We start from the raw sequence: 22,435 nt of genomic DNA, 5'->3' as shown, positions 1-22,435 counted from the left end.
CCGACGGGGTCATTGGGCCGACATGTTTCGTGATGGGTCTATCCGGAGGAGTTTTCTTGGCGACATTGAACTCTCGGCGCTATGTTGAGAGTGATAATTTACAACTGAATCAATGGGATGTCAAAAAACGCATAATGTTTATTATGAGAAGTAAAATCACATCAGAGCCTGACCTGCTACCCATTTCTTGCCCCCCCGAAACTAGAATTTTCGGGTGAAGGTCAATTGTCCGGGAGGCCACCCACATAGCAGACGGTAACGGCAGACTAACATTTCCTTGCATCTGGAAGCCACGGAATAAGTGAAACTTCCAGCCTCACCTTGCAACTTACTCTTTACGCCAGAGCAGCATTTGTGGGAGTATATAAAATCGGAGGTTGAGATGATAAAAGCAGTCCTGTTTGACGTAGCAAATGTCATTATCCCATGGGATCCACGCAACCTCTATGATCATCTGATTACCGAAGCATCGGAACGCGATCACTTTCTTAATGCCGTTATTACCCGATCTTGGCACGAGCGGCATGACGCTGGCATCACATTCGCCGAGAACCGGATAGAGCTTATGTCAAGGTATCCTGAGCATCAGGCGCATATCCTTGCTTGGGGAGATCGGTTTTTGGAAATGTTCGGCCCACCCATTTCCGGGACGGTTGGTTTGATAGAGCGGCTCAACGCCGAACAGGTTCCGCTGTTTGGGCTAACGAACATGCCCTTAGAGGTCTGGGACGGTGTTAGGGCGATGTCGCCGGCGTTCGACGCTTTTGCCGACATAATCGTATCCGGCCAAGAAGGAGTCATCAAACCCAGCCGGGAAATTTTCGAGATCGCCCTTAATCGAATGTCTCAGACGCCCGATCAAGTGCTGTTTGTCGACGATACCGCCGTAAATGTCGACGCAGCTCACAATCTCGGCTTCAAAACGCATCTATTCACGACCACAGAAGAATTAGAGGCAGAGCTTCTACGAAACGGCCTCTTGATTTCTGAGGGTGCGAGTAGATTTAAAAACGTGGCCAGCCCGGATAAGCTCTTTTCAGAAGCGACGCCTCAACAAGCACTGCCTTAATTCTATAGTTCTATTTTTTAAATAAAATTCCGTTACGCTGACAACCCAGGATAACGGATTGATCTGTGCCAAGTTGAGTGACTAGATTTCCTGATTATAACTGCCGACTTCCGGATGAGCAGCCAGACGCGGCTTCACTTCCTTGCGGAAGAGGTCACGCATATCGTCGGCAGAGGTGAGGCTTTCAACCACGACGACCAGTTCCGGCTTGTTTGATGACGCCCGCACAAGAACCCACGAGCCATCTTCGAGGTGCACGCGGGCCCCATTGACCGTGATGACCTCGACGATCTTGCGGCCAAGGATTTCGCCGCCCTTGGCGTGCAGATCAACATATTCCTGCACGATCTTTTCCAGAACCTGATACTTCACCTCGTCGCCACAATGCGGCGACATGGTGAGCGATGTGTACGCGACCGGCAGGGCCGACTTAAGTTCGCTCAAAGACTTACCCGGATTGCGGTCGAGCATAGCCAGAACTGCCGCAGCGGCCACAATACCGTCGTCGTAACCCAGACCAATCGGGTTGTTGAAGAAGAAGTGGCCGGACTTTTCAAAGCCCGCCAGCGCCTTCAGTTCCGATGTCTTGCGCTTGATATAAGAGTGGCCGGTCTTCCAATAGACAGTCTGCGCCCCATTGGCCTTCAGTACCTCATCGGTCTTGTAAAGGCCGGTTGATTTCACATCGACAACGAAGGTCGCGTCCTTGTGTAGCGCCGACAGGTCACGCGCCAGCATCAGGCCGATCTTGTCGGCAAAGATTTCTTCACCCGTGTCATCGACTACGCCGCAACGGTCACCGTCACCGTCGAAGCCCAGCGCCAGATCGGCACCGTATTCCTTCACGGCCTTGGCCATTTCCACCAGCATGTGATGGTCTTCCGGGTTCGGATTGTATTTGGGGAAGGTGTTGTCAAGGACGGTATCCATCTCGATCACCTCGGCACCCATCGCGCGAAGGGCTTGCGGCGCAAAGGCACCCGCGGTGCCGTTACCACACGCGCAGATGACCTTCAGCTTGCGCTTCAGTTGCGCCTTGGAGGCGACGTCGGCCAGATAACGTTCCTGTACGCCCTGAACCAGCTTGAGTGAGCCTCCAGCGCGTTCAACGCCCGCGCCCGCCATGATGATTTCCTTCAGGCGGCCCATTTCATCCGGTCCGAAGGTCAGCGGCGCCTGACAACCCATCTTGACGCCCGTCCAACCGTTTTCGTTGTGCGACGCTGTGACCATGGCCACGCACGGCGCATCAAGATCGAACTGCGCAAAATAAGCGATTGGCGACAGACAAAGCCCAATATCCAGCACTTCGCAACCGGCCTGAATGAGGCCGATGATCAGGGCATTCTTGATGTTGATGGAATAGGAACGATAGTCGTGACCCACCACGATGCGGGGCTTTATGCCGCGCTCCTGGACGTAGCTGCCCAACCCCAGACCCAAGGCCTGAATCCCAAGCAGGTTGATCTCCTTGCCGAACACCCAACGGGCGTCATATTCACGAAACCCCGTCGTTTTGACAAAGGCCTCTGTCTCAAATTCAAAGGTGTTCGGGACAAGGTCGGTGCGAGGCAGAAGAACGGTCATGAAATTATCCGGTAAAATAGAAGTTGTTTATCTGTCAAAGTAAGGACTGAGTGCCGCACGCGCGGCTTTATCGAGATCGGGTCGCTTAAGAGCAAGGGCGACGTTGGCTTTTAGCAGACCGATCTTATCGCCGCAATCATAGGTCTCTCCATCATACCGCAAAGCAAAAAAGCTCTGTGTTTTCATAAGAGAAACCATTGAGTCGGTTAATTGAATTTCGCCACCTGCGCCGGGCACCTGTTGCGACAGCAAGGGAAAGATGTCAGGCTGCAGAATGTAGCGCCCGGAAACGATAAGGTTGGACGGTGCCGTACCCTTGGCGGGCTTTTCCACCATTCCGGTCATTCGGCGCAGCGGGTCATCCGAGGGTTCAACGGCGACCACACCATATTTATGCGTCTCATCCGCCGGCACCTCTTCGACGAGGATGATATTGCCCCCGACCTTCTCATAGGCGGATATGGCCTGCGACAGGGCCGGGGTTTCGGCATCCATCACCATGTCCGGCAACAGCACAGCAAAAGGCTCATCACCGATGATGTCACGGGCGCAGTTAACCGCGTGGCCGAGCCCCAAGGGTTGCATCTGACGCACGAAGCTCATTTCACCGGATTTGGGAAGTTCCGCCAGCAATTGATCAAGCAGCGCGGTCTTCCCCTTGGCCTCCAGTTGCGCTTCCAGTTCAAACTGATGATCGAAATAGTCTTCGATGGCCCCCTTTTGGCGACCGGTGACAAAAACGAAATGCTCGATGCCAGCGTCGCGCGCCTCAGCCACAATATAGGAGAGGATGGGGCGATCCACGACGTTCAGAAGTTCTTTTGGAATAACCTTCGTACCCGGCAAAACGCGAGTGCCAAAACCCGCAACAGGTATCACCGCTTTGCGTACCCGTTTAAATGTCATATCTGATCCATTAGAATAGATTGGAACGAGTTCATAGCGACACGGTTGGGCGAATGGCTACCCCACCCGTTTAGTGGGTGCCAGGTCTGCCCGCAAGCGCCGTCATGTAAATAATTGCCTATGATTGTTTTCGGACTGTTAAGGGACAGTCCCATCGAACTCCGTTTTCCTACTGCTACGGCGCCCGATGTCATGAGATCCCAAGGCATCCATGATCTCGGCCCATCCCCTATCAATAAATCACTGAACCGCTTGCTCGTGTTGCAGCAAAGTCACGAACAGGACCGTGGCTTCGTAATTCTCGTTTTCGCTTTTTCGATTAAGAAGCAGCGTGGCCAAATACTCATCGGCCTCGTGTCAGCCAAGCTATAGGAATCTCTCATGTGGACGGGGACGCTGTATCTTTAAGTTCGGCGGAGGCAGGGAGCTAGGCGCTGCCTTGTCAAAGACCCTCAGATTGGGTGGTGCGTCGACAGCCTTTGCGGCGCGCCGGGCCAGTAGGCGAGCCTCCTCCCGGAGGTCTTCAAAGCGTTTGACCTCCCAGGCGTTGCGATCGACGAGCTGCCTCTGGTAGCGTATGACTTTTCCATCAGTATCGCGAACCGCAACATCTACTTCCACCTCCTGACGCCCCCTGAAGGCGAGCAACACCTCTTCGCCCTCGCTGGCGCGCGATTCTACAAGAGCTCTTGGCAAGTCAGCGCCCCACACCTTGAATGGCTTTCCCCCCTCGTTTTCCAGAACGACAAAATGGCTTTCTTTCTCGCCCGCCTTATCAAGGTACGGCGCAGTGCCGGTCGATATGAGTTTGCCGACGTGGAGACGTGACGATTGAAGTCGTTCAACGGCCACGTCGGTGGCGCGGGCGACGGCATCGGGACCATCTCCGCGATTGAGCATCAACTTTTGGAGGAGGTTTACCGCCTGTTTCTGGGCAGCACTCAAAGCGACCTGAGGTTCATTCAATGAAGCCTCAAGACGTTCGTTGAAGCCATAATTTCGAGTAGGTGGCACGGTCGGCGTAGCCGTTTGTCGTGAATACTCTCTCAACAGGACATTGGCTTTTCCCGCTGCGTCCCTCCGCAGTTCCCGTCTGGCCTCCTCCATTCTTGCCTTATCCAAAGCGTCCGGACGGTAACCGCTGGTCTCGATGCCGCGCAGCTGTGCCTGAAACCAGGCCTCCTTTTTAAAGGCATGAGTACCGGCGAGGCGGATACTGTCCCACCCTCTCCCCTCTGCAAGGTCGAGCATTGCCGTAATGACCATAGGGTCATCACGTCGGGTGACCAGTCTCGTGCCCTTAGCCTCAAATGCCACCGCATGCTGGTCATTGCGCTCATGATAGACGTCCCCAGCCCGGAGAAACCGCCTGTCAATGCTCTCAAGCAGCATGCGCCGGCGTTCAGATATCGGGTGATCCGATGCATCCCCCCTCGCCCGTTCACGCGGCGGATGAGTAGTGGTGCCATTTTTGTCAGCCGCCTGCCCTTCGCCACGCTCGTCGTGCGGAACAGACGAAGGTGGCCCCTTCCTTTCCACCGGAACATTCGTTTCCTGAGCCGCTGGCATGCCCTCCGGTTCTTCTTGCGTGCCAGACTCCTGATCAACCTTCGGCTGGCGCCGTCTGCCCGGTGCGATACTATTCATTGTGTCGGGGCCGTCATGGGCTTCCGCGGCCCCCGGATGGTCCTTATTGTCGGGGCCATTCTCCTTCCATAGCCGCATGGCATGCTCCGGATCGTCCTGGTATATTGAAGCCAGGTCTTCCCGGATTAGCGCGAGGCGATGTCGCGCAGCTTTGCGCACTTCGGCGTCGGCGGCCTCCAACTGATCCCATACGGTGTCACGCAGCCTTGCGGCTACTGAGGCGCTTAAGGCTTCTCTACTGTATTGATCTCCCATGACACCCCTCACCTGAATTCGATCTCGACACGACGGTTTGCGGCCCGCTCCGTAGCGGTCCGGTTCGGGTTCACAAAGTCTCCTGTGGTGCGATACATCAGCCGGATCTTTCCCTCAGGCACTCCCTGGCCTACGAGAAAGCGTTTCACGCTCACGGCCCTGGCAATAGCCGCCTGAGTTGCGCCCGATGACGGTGTCCTTCGGTCGGTTCGGGCATGGAGTGTGATCATTTGCGCAGACATGGCTGCCGTGACGAGCTTCTGTTGATCCTGATCAGGCAAGGACGCAGGTCCTCGCGGCGCGTTGAGGTCAGAAATCGTCATTTTTTCAGGAGGGACGCTCGCGGGTGCGGGTAACGGCTCTGGCACTGGCTCCCCTGGTACCTCCGCGACGGTCGGCAGTGGCGATACACCGGGGGCCACTGACGGAGACGCACGACTGAGTTGAGCGATCGTTTCCGGGCTGTTGGCAGGACGCTTTTCAAGCCCCAAAGGCGCCCGCGGCGGGGAACTGCTGCAGGCTGTCATGAGGGCTGCAGTGCCCGTGATCAAAATCAGAAAAGGTCGAGCGTTCATGTCATCAGTCCTCCAGTAGCAGGGGTTCGTTTTGCGTGTCTTTTGCCGGATCCGGGCCGAACAGGCGTTTACTGATGCTTTGCGTATCGATCCCCAGGGACTCGAAAAAGCCGTCAACAGTCTGACGGATTGAGGCATCAGAAGGGTGATCCGGATCATCAAGCTCAGGCAGGGACAGGGTCGACAGGTCCAGACGGTTAAGGTCGATCAGGTCATTGGCCAGCAGGGGTCGTGTTCGGTTCTGAACCCTGGCGATATGACCATCGAGATCAAGTGTCGGAACAGGACTGGCCAGCTCACGTCGGACAAACGCGGCCTGTTGCAACTGACCGAAGCTCGGCAGCTTTGCCGCCTGGCCCAGTGTTGCGCTCAACGCCTTCAGTCGGTCCATGAAGCCGCGCTCCTGATAATATCGCGCCTTTTCAGCCCGTATCGGACGGGTGTTTTCCAGAACTATGATCTGCTCGCTGTCTGGCATTTCCTTCAGTTCCTGAGGTAACAGAAGGGCGCGGCGCTGGTCTGAAAGATTCTCACTATTGGAGCCGCCGGAAGCAAACCCGCGATTGGTCGACCGGCCGAGGCTGCGTGACTTGACCGTGGCATAGCCCAGCATTTCGCTGTAGGCATTGGCGTCACGTTGTTCGCGCGGCGTGAACAGGACCTGCATGGCGTGGTTGGTGATAAGCGTGCGCGCATCCGCCTGGCCATAGACCCCCTCGAGCTGGGACAAACTCTGAATAATAGTCAGAAGGCGCAGGTTATAACCGGCGATGAAAGCGTTAGCCTTCGCGAGAATGCCAATCTTTCCAAGGGCCGTGAACTCGTCGAGAATAAGCAGACACTGTATGCTGTGTTTGTCCTGTGACGGCAGCTCACGCGTATTCAGGTTGATAAGCTGGCTGAAGAAGACGTTGATAAGAAGGGAGGCATCAGCCAGTCGGTTCGGCTGGATGCCGATGTAGATGGTCATACGTTCGTCCCGAACCTTGCGGATATCAAAGTCGCTGGCGGAGGTTGCCGCATCGACGATCGGGTTACTGAACAGGGTCAGCGGCGCCGTGAATGAACTGATGATATTTGCAAGCGTATTCTCACTCGCGGACATAAAGCGGTTCAGCGCGTCGAGGCAATCCGCAGAGTAAGGGTCCCCGGCCTCGGTGCGCGCATTGATGCGCTCGCCCAGATACTCTTTGAGCCCCCTGCCCTTGCCTCCACATTGCCGCAGAATTTCTCCCAGGGTCAGTGGCAGGTCAGGGCTTTCCATCACCATCAACGACAGCCCCAGAAACAGGTTCTTGGCGCTGTCGGCCCAAAAGGCGTCCTTGTCGCCTGCCTGCGCCGGGTAGAGGCTAGAGGCAAGGGCCAGCAGGTCACCTACCCGAAAATTCGGATCGCGGCTGATCCCATCCATAGGATTCCAACGGTGCGTGACGAAGGTTTCGGCAAACGGATTAAACAGAAACACCTTCTGTCCATGGCGCGCCCGGAATTTAGACGTGAGGAGATAATTCTCCAGCTTGATGTCCAGCACCACACACGAATCCGGCCAGTTCAGCAGGTTAGGGATGACGAAACTCACTCCCTTTCCGCTTCGGGTGGGTGCCGCCAGAAGACAAAACTGCTGGCCCGCGAAGTGCAGGAACCTTCCGCGAAACTTGCCAACGATGAGGCCGCGGTCGCCCATCAGACCGGCTCTCTGCACATCCGCAGCGCTGGCAAACCGAGCCGAACCATGCAACTCGCGATCGCCACGCCCCCATCTCACGGACAGGACGAAGCCTGGCATGAAGGCCGTAAGGCCCGAAAACAGCCCGCTGATCAGTAACAGGCTCCGCTCGCGGGGATGGTCCCAGTAGAAACGGGCATAGGTGACCCAGGTGCCGAGATCGACGTTTTGAGGCAGACTGCTGTGGAGAAAAAAATACAGGCAGCCCGCGAGCCACAAGGCCAGTACCGAAGCCACAATAAGATAAGCGACGACGACGATCACGATCAGGGTGGATTTGGATGGCTCGTCTTGCCAGATCATTCGGACGCGCCTCTGGTCAATGGCTGGTGTTCGAACGGCGCGCGATGTTTGGCGATGGGATTGTAGTAGACCTCGGCGACATATCGCGTCTTGCTTAGGGAACCGTCGGCACGACGTACCACTTGGGAGCGCATGTGCACGATCACGTCCAGCGTCAGGGAAACGAGGCGTCGGAGACCTCCCGCATCAAAGATCGCCGCATCGGGGTGCTCCCTCGCCATCAGCACATAGCGTTCGACGGCAAGGGCGCAGCTTTCCGCGTGGTAGGAGGTCACAGACCCGCTGTGGCCCGTGGTCAGGAGCTTGAGATAATCGAATGCCTCGCTGCCGCGCAGTTCCGCCAGCAACACCCGATCCGGCCGCATGCGCATGTTCGACGCGATCAGGTCTCCCGGGGTAACCCGTGCTGTCCCCTGACCTCCCCGGGAATAGAGCAGATGAACCTTGTTCTGGTGCGCGGGCAGATCAATCTCCCGGACGTCCTCGATCGTAACGATCCTATCCTCAACGGGTATGTGCTGGCAGACCGTCTTCATCAGGGTTGTCTTGCCCGAGCCGGTATCCCCGACGATGGCAAGGTTGCAACGCGCCCCCACGGCCGCCAGCAGAAACCCCTTCAGGTCACGTGAACTCAGAAGAGACAGAAGCTCCCGCTCAGCAGGTGAGAGGCGGCCGCCGTCCGTCTCAGGCACCGCCCAGCGAAAGCGATCAAAGGCACCTTCACTCTGATAATCCTCAAGGGTGCGAATTGTGCTGCCCGGCAAGCGAATGGTCAGACTGATCTGGCCCGCCTCCACCGCGGGGGGCACAATGATCTGGACACGTTGTCCATCCGGCAGCGTCGCTGACAGAATGGGATGGCGAGGGCTGATTTCCTGTTCACTGCAGGTGGCGATCGCACGCGTCAGGGCATTGAGCCGGTCGAGGGTGAGTTCAGGTATGGAGGCCCGTTGCCAGACCGGCCCCTGCTCATAAAGGACCTCTCCGGGTCGGTTGATAACGAGCTCGGTAACGTCGGTCATGTCAAGGAGCGCCGCGAGAGGTCGCAGCAACTGGCGCACCGCCGTATCGCGCTCCAACGGGCTAACGGGCATGGAGGTGGTACACGCTGGAGAAGTCGAGGTCCCGAACCACATAGATAGTCGCCCGGTCGCCCTGGTTCTTGTAAATCGTCGGCGGTATATCGATCGTCTTTTCCAATATGCGGCTGGCCATGTTGTTTCCGGCCTGAGCCGTATTGCCGAAAATCACCGTCGAACCGCCCGATCGGGCCTGTTCACGCGCCGTCTGGTATTGCAGCGCGTCCTGAACAGTCGACAAAAGGAATGCACTCCCGACCCGCTCCCACCAATGGTTGTCAACCTTTCCGGCCAGTCCCGTTGAGCCCAGTTCGTCCGCCCCAGGCGAGTCCAGATTGATGACGATGCCTGAGGGCGTAACGATCCGCGTCCACAGAACAAACAAACGTTTCTGGCCGAGTGAAGCGCCGGAACGATACTCGCCGACCGCCTCCGATCCGCGCTCGATCAGGACCACCTTCCCCGAAGCGGAATAGACATTCTGCGTTAAGACGCAACTCACCTGGCCGGCCAGAGAGGATATGATCCGCACGGACATGCCGCACTCAATGGTTCGGCCTCTGGGTAACATCATGTGCAGGTTCGTCAGCCGTGAGGCCAGTACGAGTGGCGTTTTGGAGGGGGTTAACTCAGCATCCAGCCTGTTGCCGCGTGGTGCCGACAAAAGCCCTTCCGTCGCAGGCGGTGTGGTCCCAGTAGTATCTTCCGCGGTCACCGCCGCCTGCACGAGCGGGTACCCGTCATTCGGGCTACTCCCGTTACGAGCGCTGTGGACGGACGCCGCCCTGTCCTCAGTGAGCATCAAAAAGCCGTCGTCGGCACGCGCCCCGTGGCCCACTTGCACGTACGGACGCGTACTCGGCCCGACGGGGGCGTCCGCAACGGGGATAGGCTGGATCGCATCCGGTTGGGCCACGCGCCTGTCAAGCACCTGTCCATCCGGACAGACTGTGACCGTTTGCCCGGCCCCGTTGCGCACCACCTGCCCCGACGGCCCTCGCAGCGGATGACCGGGGGAGCCGTCAGCGCATCTGGGTTGCGTCTGATCAGTGGGCGTTGCAGTTTCCGATAACGTCCCCGGCAGAGGTGGCCGCGACTGCGTGTCAAACTGTATATCAACCGGTGCGCTGGCCTCGGCGGTCGTGGCAGGTTTGGGGCGGGTCAGTTTTGATTTCAGGACGTTGAGCGACATCAGCCCCCCAATAAGGATGACGGCGGCGATGCCTCCTATCATCAGATATGGCCCCACCTCGCCTCCCCGCCTGCGCCCATAGGTGTTGACGCTGACTATCCCCTCGGCATCTGGCTCTCTCTGCGTGTTCTTGTTCGGGCTTGTCTCTGGCGTTTGTTCCGCGGAGGTTATATGCGCGTCGGTTTCAGGCCTCATCGCCGTTCCCCCACCGTCTGACGCACCAGGCCCTCTACCGTAGTGCCGTCTGTCGCCGGACGGCCCACAGCATCGAACTTTTCATTCCAGACCGAGACAACGCCGCGCCCCAGTCGCAGGACGAACTGCCGCGACAAACGCTGGACAACCACATAATCGTCCTGCATCGCAAAGTTGGTCCGGGCTTCCTTTCCATCCGCCCCGATCAGAAAGATGGTCGGTAAATCGGCGTTGCCTGGAAACCGGAAGTAAGTAAACCGTCCGTCATCGAACACAGCCCTTGGCGTAATGTCCGCACCGCGACCGTTGGCCTGAAGCGTGTAAGCAAGATTTTTCACCTCCGGCGACGCGGTCTCAATGCGCTCAGAAACGCGATCGGCCTCGCTCGCCGCGCCAGGCTGGACAGGAACAATGGCTTCGGCATACCGCAAAACGACCCTGTAGGTGGTCAGGCTTCCCACGCTCAGCTCGATGCTATAGTCGCGCCGGTCCGTCTTCAGTTCGAGGTTGTTGCGGATAGCGCCCGCTTTTGGCTTAACCCAAACCTCATTGGCGTCCACATCCGCAACAATGCACCACAGATGTGCGTCATTATCGCATTTGCTGGGCACACCCGTCGCCGCGGCGATAATCCTTTCGCCACGCTCAAGGACGATCCGAGTGACGACAGATTTCGAAACAGGTACAGGGATCACGCTATTAGGCACATAGTCGAGAACGCGTATGCGAGGATCGCCCGCTTCCGCAAAGGCCGGCGAGGCCAGGAACCCTGCAAAGGTCCCGCAAAGACAGACCAAGGCCATCGGTTTCATGGATTGCCCTCCGCCACCGGCAGGGTCACGGGTACACCGCCAATTTCAGGGTCCGCTCGGAATCGCGTGACCGTAAATCCCAAGGGATTTCGAATGAGATCCTGCTCCTTGCCGGTACGGTCCGGATGATATTCGTAGACAAGCGTCGCAATGTAATGCTCGGTCGGCGCAAGTCCCTCGGTCTGAAGATCACGCTGCTGTACCGCATAGCGCACCACAGCCTTCTTATTCACGGCATCGGGCGCAAGCTGGATGGAGGTGATGCTCACCCGACGCTCTATGCGCGGACCCCACACCTTGTTCAGCGCCTGCGCTCCCGTAAAGCGCGCGGTATAGTCGCGCTGGGCTGCCGGTGAGGAGAACGCTACCGTCTGGTCGAAATCCGCCTGGAGAAGCTTCCAGTCATAGCTTTCGCGCCCCAGTATGTAGGCATTGATAAAGTGCTTATCGAGCAGTTCCTGATTACCGGTGATCTGCCGCTGATTAGCTGCGTCCAGAATGGTAAGCCCACCGGTCTGACGATCGATAGCATAAACATACGGGACCACGCGTTTCAGAGGGAGCAGGCTGACCAGCGACAAAACCATCAAAGCCAGGAGGGCAGACAATACAAAGACAATCAGCCAGGCGCGCCTCTCGCTGCGCTCAATCCGGCCCTGTCGATCAGCCTCCCAGTCGAGCGCCGCACCGAAATAGTCCCGCGCCTGCGTAGCAATTACCATCTGTTTCAAGCTACTCATCCCCGGAATAAACCCGCGGCGTACCGACGGCACTAAAGTCAAAATTGGCCAGAATGTCCGGTTTATTCGTTGCCGTGAGCGCGTTTATCCGCTCGGCTTCGGCCTGGATCGCGCGCCGGCGATTGACCTCAAGCATGGCCTGCGCAATCAGGAGCTTATTCTGATCGTTCGACACCTGCGCCTGTTCTGCAGCCAGTCGCGCCTGCAACTCTGCGATCGCTTTGGGATCTTCCGTCTGGTTGATCTGACCACGCAGACTGTCGATCTGCGTTGAACGCGCGTTCAGCAAAGACAGTATGTCCTCATGAAAAACCTGCGCCTGGGCATTCTGACCTAACAACGCTCTACAAGACTTCTTCGCCACCTCTTCGCTCAGGTCGTCGCAGTCATATAGGGCAGAGCTATTGCGCAGGCTCAGCGCCCGGCCGTTGAGAAGACCCGTCGCGTTCAGCGAGTCGAGCGCCGAGGCGAAATCTGCCGGCAACACATTACGCAAAGCCGGATCGTTGAACAGGTCACCCAAACCCCGAATGCCGGTGACCGCATCAATCTGTGCCTTCGCCTTGTCCAGCGTCGCCTGCGCCGTCTGCAGGCCCTCCCGCATCTGATTATACTGCTGGGTCCACGCCTGCACCTGCTTGACGGCCTGCGCGTAGTTTGTGGGATCAAATACGACCAGGGCGCTGGCCGATGTCGCCAGAAGTGCGAGACCAAGGCCGAGGCCCGTGGCCACAGCGCGTTTTGGTGTCAGTTTGGGTAATGGCAGCTCAGGGAAGGTCATGGCTCACCTCGGGTTCAGGTTTTCAAGGACGTTACGGCGGAACACGGGAGTCGCTGGGGAAGCGGGAAGAGACGTCGCCGACGGGTGCGAAGGCGCGCTCGTCTGGTGTAAAGCACCCCCCTCGTGCTGCGCAGGCTTCGATCTTCTTCCCAGCCGGATACGGGGCGCCGTCAAATGGGGCATGGGTGACCCGCCCACAAGCTGGGCAGCCAGCATCGGCAGGTAGCCGAGGATGAATCCGAAGGCGACGGAGAGGATCAGGACCTCGATCACGTTGACCGCGATACTTGTCGCGTCGAAATTTGCGACCACAGCATCGACCACGCCTGACAGAAACAGGGTGCTGATGGACAGCACCATTCCACCCAACACCTTGATCAGGATGGCATTCAGGGCGGCCGACAACCAGGCGTCGGCGAACCGTTGTACGGGCGGGAAGATAAGGGTGGCGAGAAAGGCCGGGCCTAAGGCAATGACAAGGACACCGGCCACCTTACCCAGCATGAAGACACAGACCGCAAACCCAAAGAAGACGAGAGTCGCGACCGACAGGATCAGAACGGCAATGACGATGACGAAATTGGGTATGATGCCCATGCCGTCAGACTTCATATTCTCGTTGAGCTTCTTGAAGAGCTCAATAAACGAACTCAGCGTCGCATCCAGCAATGCGCCCCCGCTCTGCGCACCGGTCGTTGCCTGAAACAGCGCGGTTTCAAGACCATTCAGGCCGCCAACGATGTGCGAATTAAATCCACCCGCACTGAGGGCAACGGCAGAGACAAGGGACCATTTGACCACCTTCCACACTGAGGCATGCAAGCTGTCCTGAGCCTCGCCCCGCATCACGGCGTAACCGATCAGAATGATGTAGATAACGATCGCTGAGGCCACGACCGGAGACAGGATTGTACAAAGGTTGGCGATCGTGCTGGACAAATACTGCGCAAGACGCAAATCCATGCCCCGCTCAAAGCCTTCAAGGAAGTGCTGTTCCATCTCGCCTAGCCCTCCATTTCGTCTTTGCGGCGAGATCCCGGTCTCGCGCGATGAAATGGCCGGGCGCATTCAGACGGCCAACCCCTCGAAGGGTCCTTCACCAGCTGATGTTCCTGACCCGGGTCCCCGGGGCGCAGAACCGCGGCAAGCGCAAGGACGGGGTTGTTATCGCTCAGTCTTCGCCGTCTCTGGCAAGATGGATCGAGGCCAGGGGTCCGGGGCACCAGGATGAAGCGGCTTGCTGCCGAATGGCATGTCTGGAGGGAGTTCATGCCGTTTTCCTTTGCGCGCGATCGGTGGCACGCTTGATGAGCAAAGGAAGCCAGTCGTCCGGTTCGTCCCCAACGTCGTCTCTGATCTCATCCAGCAGGGCTACGGTTTCCGTTGTGCCCGAAAGCACCACAAGGGCTTGCGTCATACCGGACAGGTCGAAGCGACAAATGGCACTCGTCTTGCCCTGCTTGACAAGGAAGGTGCGGGAGGCCTCACCGAGGTTTTTAATGATTTCAAATTCAGCCGCTGTGAGCTTGAAGCCGTCTACATAATCGGTACGGTCGGCACGCGGGTTAGGCAGATAGATCTGCGTCACCGACTGTTCCACCATCGTTTTTCCGATTGGGTGTGTCAGGACATCCGACGGACTTTGCGTTACGAAGACGCCGAGCCCATTCTGTTTGCGTATGGTTTTTTGTTTGTCTCGCGCGAAGTCCGAAAAGTGATCGTCCATCAGTGGCTTCCAGAACTCCTCCATAATGTAGAGAAATTTCGAGCCATCGATCAGTGCCTCTGTGACGTGTAGCAGATAGGCCAGAACCGGCGTGCGGATATCCTTGTCATCCAGAAACTCGGTATAATCGAAGCCGTAGATACGAGATCCACCGAAATCCAGGTCGTCCTCGGGATTGTCAAACACCCAGCCCAGCGAATGGCCCCGCGTCCATTTTCGGAGACGGTCGGACAAACGGTCATCGCCAGCGACGGAAAGAGTCTGGCAAACCAGAGACAGGCATCGCACGTCGCGGCTTACCTGCGCACTCATCGTGGTGCGAACAGCCTGCGCAATTTCATTTTCTTCCCTAGGGGTGACACCCTCACCGGCGAGGATCCGGATCAGCCGTTCGCAAAACTGGATATTCTTTTCTGTCGGGTCGAGTTGCAGCGGATTAAATCCGGTCGGCTGGCCGCGCTCCAGAGCCCGGTACTGGCCGCCCAGCGCGCGGATACCCACCTCCATACCCCGGTCCTTGTCAAAGCAGACGGCCCGCAAATCAGAAAATTTCAGTGCGAAGGCCAGAAGCGAGGTCTGAAGCACGGTCTTGCCGCTGCCTGTGGCACCGCAAATAAAGGTATTGCCGGGCAACGCTTCCCCGCTGGCGTCGCGATGCGCGGGCGATACGTGGAAATTAAAGTAAAACGGCTGCCCAGATGGCGTCTGAAAGAGAGCGACCGCCTCCCCCCACGGATTGCCGGTGCGCTTGCCCTCTTCAAAATTGTGGAAGGGCGATAACCCGGCAAAATTGCGGCTGGTCAGCTTGGCTTCGCGCGGTCGCAAATCCCAGTTTCCCGGTAACTGCGCGAACCATGCCGCTTCCGGGATGGCGTCGACAATCGCCATCTTAAGGCCCGCCTGATCCTGCAAAGCCGCCCGGGCATCGGACAGGGCTTTTGAGAGCGTCTCCTGCCGATCCGTCAGAATGGCCAGCGAATAGTGATATTCACCGACCTCGATCTGACCCGCGATCAAATCATCAAGTGCCTGGGAAATCTCATCGATTTCTGTCTCTGACGCGTCCTCGGCCGCATGCATTTGGCCGCGCTGACGCTCCAGCGCGCTCTGTGCGTCACGTCGGTTGAGAATACTGAAGCTCTGCGTCTCTATATATTCGAAATCGGAGAATAAGACGGCATTTGCTATGCCGCTTTCCGTCCATTTCGGATAGTCTGCGATGTCCAGAAACCCCGCAAACCGCTGCCCTTCAGGGTGGACGATTTGTAAGCGGCCGTTGTTATCGCCGAAATGCAGACGACTTGTCGCCAGATACTGGTCGACACTGGCGCGCTGCAACGGCACCTCCTCCCAGACGCCGTTGATCAGATAACCGTAAAGGTTCAGCATGCCCGAAAAGGTAATGCCATCCTTGTCATAGGTGGTGAGCCTGACCGGGCGATAGGATTCAAGCGCTCGCTCGACCAGATGCGCGTACTCGTCAATTGTATCCAACGCCTCCAGACGCTGCGACCGGATGTCATCGACGCTACGGCGCCGTGCCCCGAAGAGACTCCCGAAAAGGTCAGAAACCCGCCCGGCGTTCGGCCGGAAAACGAGGCTGAGATAGATCTCAGTTCGCATCTGTTTAAACCTGTCAAGCGACGCGTCGTAGTCTTCGGCCAGCTTGCGTGCAAAGGCGTTATCATACCGGCCATCCAGCCGTTCCCGGACCTGACGGCGAAGCTTGTGTGTCCACAGTGACACCTGCCCGCCAGACAGGCTGCGAAAGAGGTTGCTGAGGCCCTCTTTCGCCGATGAAATATCCGCCTCGTCGGCCGCTTCAAAAGAGATGCCCTTCAGACGCCAACAGGCGAGAAGATCGCCGGACCGACGCATCTGGATGACGTCGGGACGGATGTGGTTTCCCAGAGGGATGTACTCCCCCACCGGCACCTGCGCCGAAACCACCTCTCTTATCCTTGCTCTGGGTCTCATCTCATCGCCTTTTATAAGAAAGGGGTGTGTAGGTGACAGCCTTCCAGACCTTGCGGCTTTTCCCCATACGGGTCCGCAATCTCAGTCGCAGGATGAGCTGATGAAGACGCTGATCGTCCTGTTTTGTGACGAGCCGCATCCAGAGATAGACCGGTAAGTATAGGGCGATGACGACCATGGTCGCGACCGCGCTGACATACAAAACCAGCATGGCGAACAAGACCGATGCGCCCGTTACCAGGATAAATGGCACCATGGGCACGCCCAAAAACATCGCCGGTCGGGTACAGCCTCTGAACACGCGGTCCCGGATCATCACCCTGCCCTATCCACCTGCGCCGCCGGCAAACAGTTGCGGACCGATCGCTGCCGCGCCCCCAACCAGAATGCCGCCGAAAAAGATGTGCGCCACCTCCGACCACTTCGCGTGCGAAAACATCATTTTTACGCCAGTCCACATGATCGCTATCACCATGATGACGACGCCAACGCCGGTAATGGTCGCCTGAATCCAGCTCAACCCCGATGAGAGCTGAGCGATCTGGGCATAGGCCGGGGATGCGAGCACAAGACCTGTGCCGCTCATCATACCTGCCCGGACAATCGTCTCTCTCTGGTGGGAATCCATCGGTTCTCTCCTCTAAAAAAGCAGTGCTGTAGTCACCCTTTCGGATGACAAAGGTTGGGCCACAGGGGGCGCGACGACCGGACGCGCCATGACAAACAGGGGCTCGGTCGGGGGTGGGGGGACCGGCATCGAACGCCCCTCCCCCGCCCCTTTGGATTTCTTATCGGCACGGAGAACTGCGGTCGAAGCGGCTCCGGGAACGACCGGGATGGCGGCGCGCTCATAGTCCGCGAGCCTGAGCGCGGGAACCGTCATGACCTTGGCAACGTAACCAAGCCGGTAGCCGGCTGAAAACGTGCCGGTGTAATAGCAACTGAGGGCGTCTGTCAGAGCGCGGGACTTTTCTGGCGCGCGCCGGTAACAGTCTTCGAGGATAGTGCTGCCCGCTCGCAGGTTCTCGCAGGGATCGAAGGCAGACGTCAGGGTGAGACCGTAGCGCCTGAGGTTTTTCTTGTTCACCTGAACAAGGCCAAGGGAGTAGTTATATCCCTGCGCTTCAAGTGATCGCGCGGTGGCAAGAGCCTCGGCCAAGGTGCTCGGTTGCCGCTGCAACCGACCACCCACGACGCCGATAGCGAATGGATTGAATGCCGATTCCACGGCTGCAATCCGGTGTATCGTGTCAACATGTACCTTCGGCGCACAGAGCTCCGCCAACCCCACGAAATCCATTACGCGAGCCTTCAAGTGTCTGTAATTTTAAAGGAAATCAACCCTAGTGAGTTAACTCTAGCCACGTCCTCACCTCATCTGCAAACAAAATCGCAGTCGAGGGAATTGATCATTATGGCTTATTAATCAGCAGGTTAAAGCACTTAAGCGGTGATTGCTTACATCTTTTGACCTAAGCCACCACGTCTTCCGGTAGAATCTCCAGACGCGGTTACGGGCCGGAGCGTACGTCTTAAGCGGCAGAGCCCGCAACCTGGATGGGTTTTATTGACCGATCGGAGAGCGCTCGTGACGTTTTTTGCAGAAACCCAGGAAGGCCGCATTGGGGTTGGCCAGCTCCGGCTCACCCGTATCCCGCCACCAGCTGACCCATTCGTGAAACAAGGCATGGACATCGTAGCCCGGCGCGGCCTTGCGGGCCTTAGCGAAGATGTCCGGATCGACCCGCGGCTCTTTCGAGCTATAGGACACCTGCCGCGGCGCGTTTTTCACATGTTTGCGATTGAGGAAGGTGACGATATCGCCATCCATGCCGATCGAATAGTCGGGAAAATGATGATGCTCGGCGTCCTGCTCGATTATATTCTTGATAAGACGGCGAAATTCTCGCGGCGTGGAGGACGATCCGCATTTGGACTGAAGCTTTTCCATGCTGATCGACCATGATGGCTGGTGCCCGCAGTGCTTACGCGCCAACTCATACATGCGTCTCTCAAGCGGCTTGCGTAGCCGGAAATACCCCGGATGCAGCGTCAGGACCTCGTTGGCCTGGATGGCCTGGAACACCCACTCAGAGAGGGTGATCTCGATGTCCTGCATCCGGCCTTCCCGGGTTTCCCGCACAACCTTGGCCCGATCGATCAGTCCAAAGGTTTCAAAAATCTCTTCACCGCCGGTTACCACATTCGTCGAAATAAGGGTGCCGGCCAGTCTCTCAAGTGCCGCCTTCAATCCATCATACCCCTCCCCGCTTGTGACACGGTTCGTGGCAATCAGGAAATCATGCGCCTTCATTCGGACCGTCCGCGAGACCTTTTGCTTTCGGTTTAACGCCGCGATGGTCTGGCTAATCACATAGATCAGAATGTCACGATCGAAAACCGTGGCCATGCCTTTCACTGAAGGCGTGACCTCCACAAATTTGTCGCCATTTTCATACCGGCGGATTTTCAGGTCGGGTTTCGTTGAGAGTGAAAAAACAGGATGCTCCATAGAGGCCATATCGGCCTTCGGTACCGCATCCATGATGTCGCAAATGAACAGATCGCGTTCATGCCTTTCCGGCAAAAGAGGTGATCTCGCATCTCGTGCCGGGTGCGGTTCAAACAGTGGCAGCACTTCCCCTTCAACCACTTCCTTCGTCATTTCACACACATCCACAATATCCGATGGCTCGTCATTTTACACACGCCCGACCGGTCATCGTCATTTCACCCACGGCGGCTGAGATTGTTCGTCATTTCACACACGCTGCGTGACTAATTTTCGTCAGATCACCCACAGTGAGGTCGCGGCGTCGTCATTTCACACACGCTGAGTCTCGACTTTTCGTCAGACCACCCACAGAGTCAAGCGATTTACCGACCGGAGCGTCAGTTCTCTCGTCATTCCACACACACGAAATTCGTCATTTCACACACGGGAACGCATGTTTTTCTACGAAGGATTACACACGCAGAGTCGTCATTTCACACACGGTGCTTCGTCATTTCACCCACAATGGATGGTAAGAATGTTGTCTGGAAACAATAGATTAATACTGAAATTTCAGACCGTAACACCTATTCTAACAATACTATAACACCGACGCGCTGCGCTTGCGGCTGTGGATAAGGCGTTCATGGATCACGACAAAGAGCTGTTCGCAGCATTTTGCTCAGCAGCATTCATTCCCTTGAAGCTCACAGCATCGATGTGACGGCATATCCGCGAATCAGCCAATTAGAAGGGTGAGTACGCGCTGAAATCAATGAATCGCTCTGTGTTGATGCTTTTCGATGATGTTCCTGAACCATTAGCGGCTGCCTCACCGACTGCAGGCTATCCAGGGGGAGTAAAACCTGCGAGCGGAGCTATGCTAACTTCCCGTTAACGCTTGTCATCAAATTTATATCAGAATGATATGACATCGATAACAAGACGTACTCAAAGCGTAACGAAGGCGCTTTATCATCACTAAAATTTCAAAATCGACACGATATCATTGCAATAGCTCAGCATAACATCATCAAAATGAAATAAGAATGATAGCGAACGCCTGATGGTTTGATAACGATATAGTAACCCTATTCTGGCGATATCATAGCACAGGCATATCGAAGGAGCTTCAGCATGGGTATGGTTATCACCTTAGCGACGAGTAAGGGTGGATGCGGGAAATCAACCATCGCCATCATGCTGGCTGGCGCATATGCCCAGGAAAACGCCCGCGTACTCGTCATCGACGTCGACCCGAAGCAGCGAATCGTTAAGTGGGCAAAGTCCGATTTTATACCGGAAAATCTGACGGTTATGAGCGGAAATCAGGACACGATCGCTCAACAGATCGTCGATAACCGAAACAAATATGAAGTGATCATCATCGATGTCGAGGGCTCGGGCAACCTCGCTGCCGGCCTGGCCTCTGCGCTGTCCAATATTGTCCTCATACCGGCAAACCCGTCCATACCCGACGTGGAAGACGCCTATGCCACCGTCAACATGATCAAGAACCAGGAACTGGCCCAGGGGCGGAGTATACCTTACGCCCTGATCTGGAACCGGGTGCCTCCCGCAATCATCACCAAAGAAATGCAGGCACTATATGCCGACGTTGAGGCAGCCGGCCTGAAACAGCTGTTCCGTATCAACGAGCTCTCCGCCTACAGAGCTGTCTTTTCTTATTCAACAACGCTCGCAAATCTCGATCCGAGCACACCCAATAAGGACAAGGCGGTCAACCAAGCGCTTCAACTCGCCCTTGCCGTAGGTGAGTACCTAACCACCCTGCCACGGAAGGAGGCCGCGTAATGCTTGACAAACTCATCCCATCCGACTTGCCAGACGTTGCAGCAGAAGTCACCCAGAAGCCCGTTCGCCGCAGCCTGGCAATACTCCCCGACCCTGAGCCCCTCCCTGAATCGCTAATAAGCCCGAAGGTTGAGACCGCAAAAGCGGTCGCAGAACATTCCGGATTTGGACAAAGTCAGGCCGCACCGACCAAAAGACGGACGAGTGAGGCGGTTCGAACAGCGCAGACGGCCCCCGATATACCTGACACCGGGCGAATGTTGAGGCGTTCAAAACAAACCGAATTAATGTCCACTCGCGTGCAGCCCGAAACGCTCAGGTTCCTTCGCGACTATGCAAACGCCAATGACATGACCTTTGCGAAGGTGGTGGAAACTGTCGTCAGCGAGTTTCGTAAATCACGGGGATTATGAGCCCGCCGACGGCCAAGCCTAATCCGATGTCAACACGCTGGCGATTTGTCAGCATGTTGACATCAAAACGCCAACCCCCTGATAGTCTACATGTTGGACTGTGAAGCGTCCGACCTCATGATTCACCAGAGGAAGAGGGTCGGGGAGGGGGCCTGACGGGTTTTGAAGTCGAAAGAGAGTCTGTTCGGCGGCCCGTCAGCAGAGATCGCATGCCCCTGGCAATGCCTGCCGTTCCGCTGAACCGTGCTCTGGACATTCCCCTCAACCAATTGTCTTTTTCACAGGCCAATCTCCGTCAGATCAATGCCGGCATCTCGCGTGATGACCTCCGAGAAGACATAGCCGCACGTGGACTTCTTCAGAGCCTGAATGTTCGACCTATACTGGACGCGGCGGGTAATCCCACCGCTTGCTCGCCGACGCTGGCTGGTTGCCGGAGCTTCTGCGCCGGTCGCCAAACAATCATGAAGATGGCAGGGGCCCGATCGACGTCCTGCCGGCTTTCCTTACTGAAGAGGGGGGCGATCCAGTCACTGCAGACCCCGGCCAATTTGCTTAATTAGGCCTTTCTGGCGAAGTCGCCCGATCACGTCGCGCTTCTTATCCTTACCGGGGGCCCGCATGGCTGATTACTTTACCAACTTCTCCTGCGAGTTGAAGGTCGCCTCGTCCGAAGACACCGCTCGCGCCCTGGAGATATATAACGCCCTGAAGACAGAAGGCGATGACGACTACGGTCGGGTTGACTTCGTCGCTTCAGTCGACCTGGAGGACCCCCACACTATCTTGATTTATGACGATGTATCCGGCGAACCGGAGCACGTCATCCCGTTCGTTCTTCAGTGCGCCCGTGAGCTGAAGCTGACTGGCTTCTGGGGTTTTGAATGGTCGTATAGCTGCTCTCGGCCTCAGCTTAATGCCTTTGGGGGCGCAGGCGTGGTTCTTGATCTGGCAACAGGTGAAACCGTCGCTGAATTGAGCACCCACCAGTGGCTCCAGGCACATCTCTCCATGGAGGGCGACAGGCGAGGGCGCGAGGACGGTCCGACGGATCCATAAAGAGAGGCAGGGGCCGCGAAGGGGAGGGGTGAAGTCGGTCCGCGAGAGAGTGGATCAGGACTTCTTCCCATCTCCAGGAGCCTC

At 56.9% G+C, this 22,435-nt stretch carries 20 protein-coding genes; 4 read left to right on the top strand and 16 right to left on the bottom strand.

What is annotated here, in order from left to right; all coding sequences use genetic code 11:
• The first annotated feature begins 382 nt into the window (after window positions 1-382).
• The gene (locus tag ACK8OE_RS19555) at window positions 383-1,069 is read left to right on the top strand and encodes an HAD family hydrolase (protein ID WP_410274001.1); all 687 of its coding nucleotides are present in this window, start codon (window positions 383-385) and stop codon (window positions 1,067-1,069) included.
• An 81-nt stretch (window positions 1,070-1,150) separates the two neighbouring features.
• Here the strand turns inward: ACK8OE_RS19555 and ACK8OE_RS19550 are convergent, their stop codons facing one another.
• From ACK8OE_RS19550 to ACK8OE_RS19475, 16 genes are all read right to left on the bottom strand, one after another.
• The gene (locus ACK8OE_RS19550; RefSeq protein WP_410274000.1) at window positions 1,151-2,656 is read right to left on the bottom strand and encodes a phosphomannomutase/phosphoglucomutase; all 1,506 of its coding nucleotides are present in this window, start codon (window positions 2,654-2,656) and stop codon (window positions 1,151-1,153) included.
• 27 nt (window positions 2,657-2,683) lie between these two features.
• Window positions 2,684-3,562 carry a UTP--glucose-1-phosphate uridylyltransferase GalU gene (gene galU / locus ACK8OE_RS19545; RefSeq protein ID WP_410273999.1) on the bottom strand — a complete coding sequence of 293 codons (879 nt, stop codon included), beginning with the start codon at window positions 3,560-3,562 and terminating at the stop codon, window positions 2,684-2,686.
• A gap of 366 nt (window positions 3,563-3,928) precedes the next feature.
• On the bottom strand, window positions 3,929-5,464 hold the full coding sequence (locus ACK8OE_RS19540; protein ID WP_410273998.1) for an LPD7 domain-containing protein: 1,536 nt from the start codon (window positions 5,462-5,464) through the stop codon (window positions 3,929-3,931).
• An 8-nt stretch (window positions 5,465-5,472) separates the two neighbouring features.
• Window positions 5,473-5,694, bottom strand: coding sequence for an OmpA family protein (locus tag ACK8OE_RS19535; protein ID WP_410274003.1), 222 nt, complete (start codon window positions 5,692-5,694; stop codon window positions 5,473-5,475).
• Between the two features lie 349 nt (window positions 5,695-6,043).
• Window positions 6,044-8,068: a type IV secretory system conjugative DNA transfer family protein gene (locus ACK8OE_RS19530; protein ID WP_410273997.1), complete on the bottom strand. Its 2,025-nt coding sequence runs from the start codon at window positions 8,066-8,068 to the stop codon at window positions 6,044-6,046.
• Window positions 8,065-9,090 carry a P-type DNA transfer ATPase VirB11 gene (virB11, locus tag ACK8OE_RS19525; protein WP_410273996.1) on the bottom strand — a complete coding sequence of 342 codons (1,026 nt, stop codon included), beginning with the start codon at window positions 9,088-9,090 and terminating at the stop codon, window positions 8,065-8,067. Before virB11 ends, ACK8OE_RS19530 begins: the two co-directional genes overlap by 4 nt.
• Before the next feature lie 61 nt (window positions 9,091-9,151).
• Window positions 9,152-9,949 (bottom strand): type IV secretion system protein VirB10, encoded by a 798-nt coding sequence (gene virB10 / locus ACK8OE_RS19520; protein WP_410273995.1) that lies wholly within the window; start codon window positions 9,947-9,949, stop codon window positions 9,152-9,154.
• 581 nt (window positions 9,950-10,530) lie between these two features.
• Window positions 10,531-11,346: a TrbG/VirB9 family P-type conjugative transfer protein gene (locus ACK8OE_RS19515; RefSeq protein WP_410273994.1), complete on the bottom strand. Its 816-nt coding sequence runs from the start codon at window positions 11,344-11,346 to the stop codon at window positions 10,531-10,533.
• Entirely contained in the window at window positions 11,343-12,068 is a 726-nt protein-coding gene (locus ACK8OE_RS19510) for a virB8 family protein (protein WP_410274002.1), read from the bottom strand. Before ACK8OE_RS19510 ends, ACK8OE_RS19515 begins: the two co-directional genes overlap by 4 nt.
• Window positions 12,069-12,078: 10 nt before the next feature.
• The gene (locus ACK8OE_RS19505) at window positions 12,079-12,867 is read right to left on the bottom strand and encodes a type IV secretion system protein (RefSeq protein WP_410273993.1); all 789 of its coding nucleotides are present in this window, start codon (window positions 12,865-12,867) and stop codon (window positions 12,079-12,081) included.
• Between the two features lie 3 nt (window positions 12,868-12,870).
• On the bottom strand, window positions 12,871-13,935 hold the full coding sequence (locus ACK8OE_RS19500) for a type IV secretion system protein (protein WP_410273992.1): 1,065 nt from the start codon (window positions 13,933-13,935) through the stop codon (window positions 12,871-12,873).
• Between the two features lie 199 nt (window positions 13,936-14,134).
• Window positions 14,135-16,543: a VirB4 family type IV secretion/conjugal transfer ATPase gene (locus ACK8OE_RS19495; protein WP_410273991.1), complete on the bottom strand. Its 2,409-nt coding sequence runs from the start codon at window positions 16,541-16,543 to the stop codon at window positions 14,135-14,137.
• 28 nt (window positions 16,544-16,571) lie between these two features.
• Window positions 16,572-16,886: a VirB3 family type IV secretion system protein gene (locus ACK8OE_RS19490; RefSeq protein WP_410273990.1), complete on the bottom strand. Its 315-nt coding sequence runs from the start codon at window positions 16,884-16,886 to the stop codon at window positions 16,572-16,574.
• A gap of 9 nt (window positions 16,887-16,895) precedes the next feature.
• Window positions 16,896-17,198: a TrbC/VirB2 family protein gene (locus tag ACK8OE_RS19485; RefSeq protein WP_410273989.1), complete on the bottom strand. Its 303-nt coding sequence runs from the start codon at window positions 17,196-17,198 to the stop codon at window positions 16,896-16,898.
• Between the two features lie 12 nt (window positions 17,199-17,210).
• Entirely contained in the window at window positions 17,211-17,870 is a 660-nt protein-coding gene (locus ACK8OE_RS19480; protein WP_410273988.1) for a lytic transglycosylase domain-containing protein, read from the bottom strand.
• A 264-nt stretch (window positions 17,871-18,134) separates the two neighbouring features.
• The gene (locus ACK8OE_RS19475; protein ID WP_410273987.1) at window positions 18,135-19,235 is read right to left on the bottom strand and encodes a replication initiator protein A; all 1,101 of its coding nucleotides are present in this window, start codon (window positions 19,233-19,235) and stop codon (window positions 18,135-18,137) included.
• Window positions 19,236-20,201: 966 nt separating this feature from the next.
• Here ACK8OE_RS19475 and ACK8OE_RS19470 point away from each other — a divergent pair.
• The 3 genes from ACK8OE_RS19470 to ACK8OE_RS19460 all read left to right on the top strand — a co-directional run bounded on the left by ACK8OE_RS19470 (window position 20,202) and on the right by ACK8OE_RS19460 (window position 22,351).
• Complete coding sequence (locus tag ACK8OE_RS19470; RefSeq protein ID WP_410273986.1) at window positions 20,202-20,879, top strand: ParA family protein; 678 nt, start codon at window positions 20,202-20,204, stop codon at window positions 20,877-20,879.
• On the top strand, window positions 20,879-21,292 hold the full coding sequence (locus ACK8OE_RS19465; protein WP_410273985.1) for a hypothetical protein: 414 nt from the start codon (window positions 20,879-20,881) through the stop codon (window positions 21,290-21,292). Before ACK8OE_RS19470 ends, ACK8OE_RS19465 begins: the two co-directional genes overlap by 1 nt.
• Window positions 21,293-21,913: 621 nt before the next feature.
• Complete coding sequence (locus tag ACK8OE_RS19460; protein ID WP_410273984.1) at window positions 21,914-22,351, top strand: hypothetical protein; 438 nt, start codon at window positions 21,914-21,916, stop codon at window positions 22,349-22,351.
• Window positions 22,352-22,435: the final 84 nt, after the last annotated feature.

This window comes from Asticcacaulis sp. W401b, assembly GCF_046503825.1.
Taxonomy (GTDB): Bacteria; Pseudomonadota; Alphaproteobacteria; order Caulobacterales; family Caulobacteraceae; genus Asticcacaulis.
The sequence above is the reverse complement of the archived record's forward strand: the minus strand, read 5'-3'. Positions and strand labels throughout refer to the sequence as shown.

Coding starts and splice junctions, on each gene's coding strand:
- ACK8OE_RS19555 (WP_410274001.1), top strand. CDS start 383: ATGATAAAAGCAGTCCTGTTTGACGTAGCAAATGTCATTATCCCATGG.
- ACK8OE_RS19550 (WP_410274000.1), bottom strand. CDS start 2,656: ATGACCGTTCTTCTGCCTCGCACCGACCTTGTCCCGAACACCTTTGAA.
- galU (WP_410273999.1), bottom strand. CDS start 3,562: ATGACATTTAAACGGGTACGCAAAGCGGTGATACCTGTTGCGGGTTTT.
- ACK8OE_RS19540 (WP_410273998.1), bottom strand. CDS start 5,464: ATGGGAGATCAATACAGTAGAGAAGCCTTAAGCGCCTCAGTAGCCGCA.
- ACK8OE_RS19535 (WP_410274003.1), bottom strand. CDS start 5,694: ATGATCACACTCCATGCCCGAACCGACCGAAGGACACCGTCATCGGGC.
- ACK8OE_RS19530 (WP_410273997.1), bottom strand. CDS start 8,068: ATGATCTGGCAAGACGAGCCATCCAAATCCACCCTGATCGTGATCGTC.
- virB11 (WP_410273996.1), bottom strand. CDS start 9,090: ATGACCGACGTTACCGAGCTCGTTATCAACCGACCCGGAGAGGTCCTT.
- virB10 (WP_410273995.1), bottom strand. CDS start 9,949: ATGCTCACTGAGGACAGGGCGGCGTCCGTCCACAGCGCTCGTAACGGG.
- ACK8OE_RS19515 (WP_410273994.1), bottom strand. CDS start 11,346: ATGAAACCGATGGCCTTGGTCTGTCTTTGCGGGACCTTTGCAGGGTTC.
- ACK8OE_RS19510 (WP_410274002.1), bottom strand. CDS start 12,068: ATGGTAATTGCTACGCAGGCGCGGGACTATTTCGGTGCGGCGCTCGAC.
- ACK8OE_RS19505 (WP_410273993.1), bottom strand. CDS start 12,867: ATGACCTTCCCTGAGCTGCCATTACCCAAACTGACACCAAAACGCGCT.
- ACK8OE_RS19500 (WP_410273992.1), bottom strand. CDS start 13,935: ATGCGCCCGGCCATTTCATCGCGCGAGACCGGGATCTCGCCGCAAAGA.
- ACK8OE_RS19490 (WP_410273990.1), bottom strand. CDS start 16,886: ATGATCCGGGACCGCGTGTTCAGAGGCTGTACCCGACCGGCGATGTTT.
- ACK8OE_RS19485 (WP_410273989.1), bottom strand. CDS start 17,198: ATGGATTCCCACCAGAGAGAGACGATTGTCCGGGCAGGTATGATGAGC.
- ACK8OE_RS19480 (WP_410273988.1), bottom strand. CDS start 17,870: ATGGATTTCGTGGGGTTGGCGGAGCTCTGTGCGCCGAAGGTACATGTT.
- ACK8OE_RS19475 (WP_410273987.1), bottom strand. CDS start 19,235: ATGACGAAGGAAGTGGTTGAAGGGGAAGTGCTGCCACTGTTTGAACCG.
- ACK8OE_RS19470 (WP_410273986.1), top strand. CDS start 20,202: ATGGGTATGGTTATCACCTTAGCGACGAGTAAGGGTGGATGCGGGAAA.
- ACK8OE_RS19465 (WP_410273985.1), top strand. CDS start 20,879: ATGCTTGACAAACTCATCCCATCCGACTTGCCAGACGTTGCAGCAGAA.
- ACK8OE_RS19460 (WP_410273984.1), top strand. CDS start 21,914: ATGGCTGATTACTTTACCAACTTCTCCTGCGAGTTGAAGGTCGCCTCG.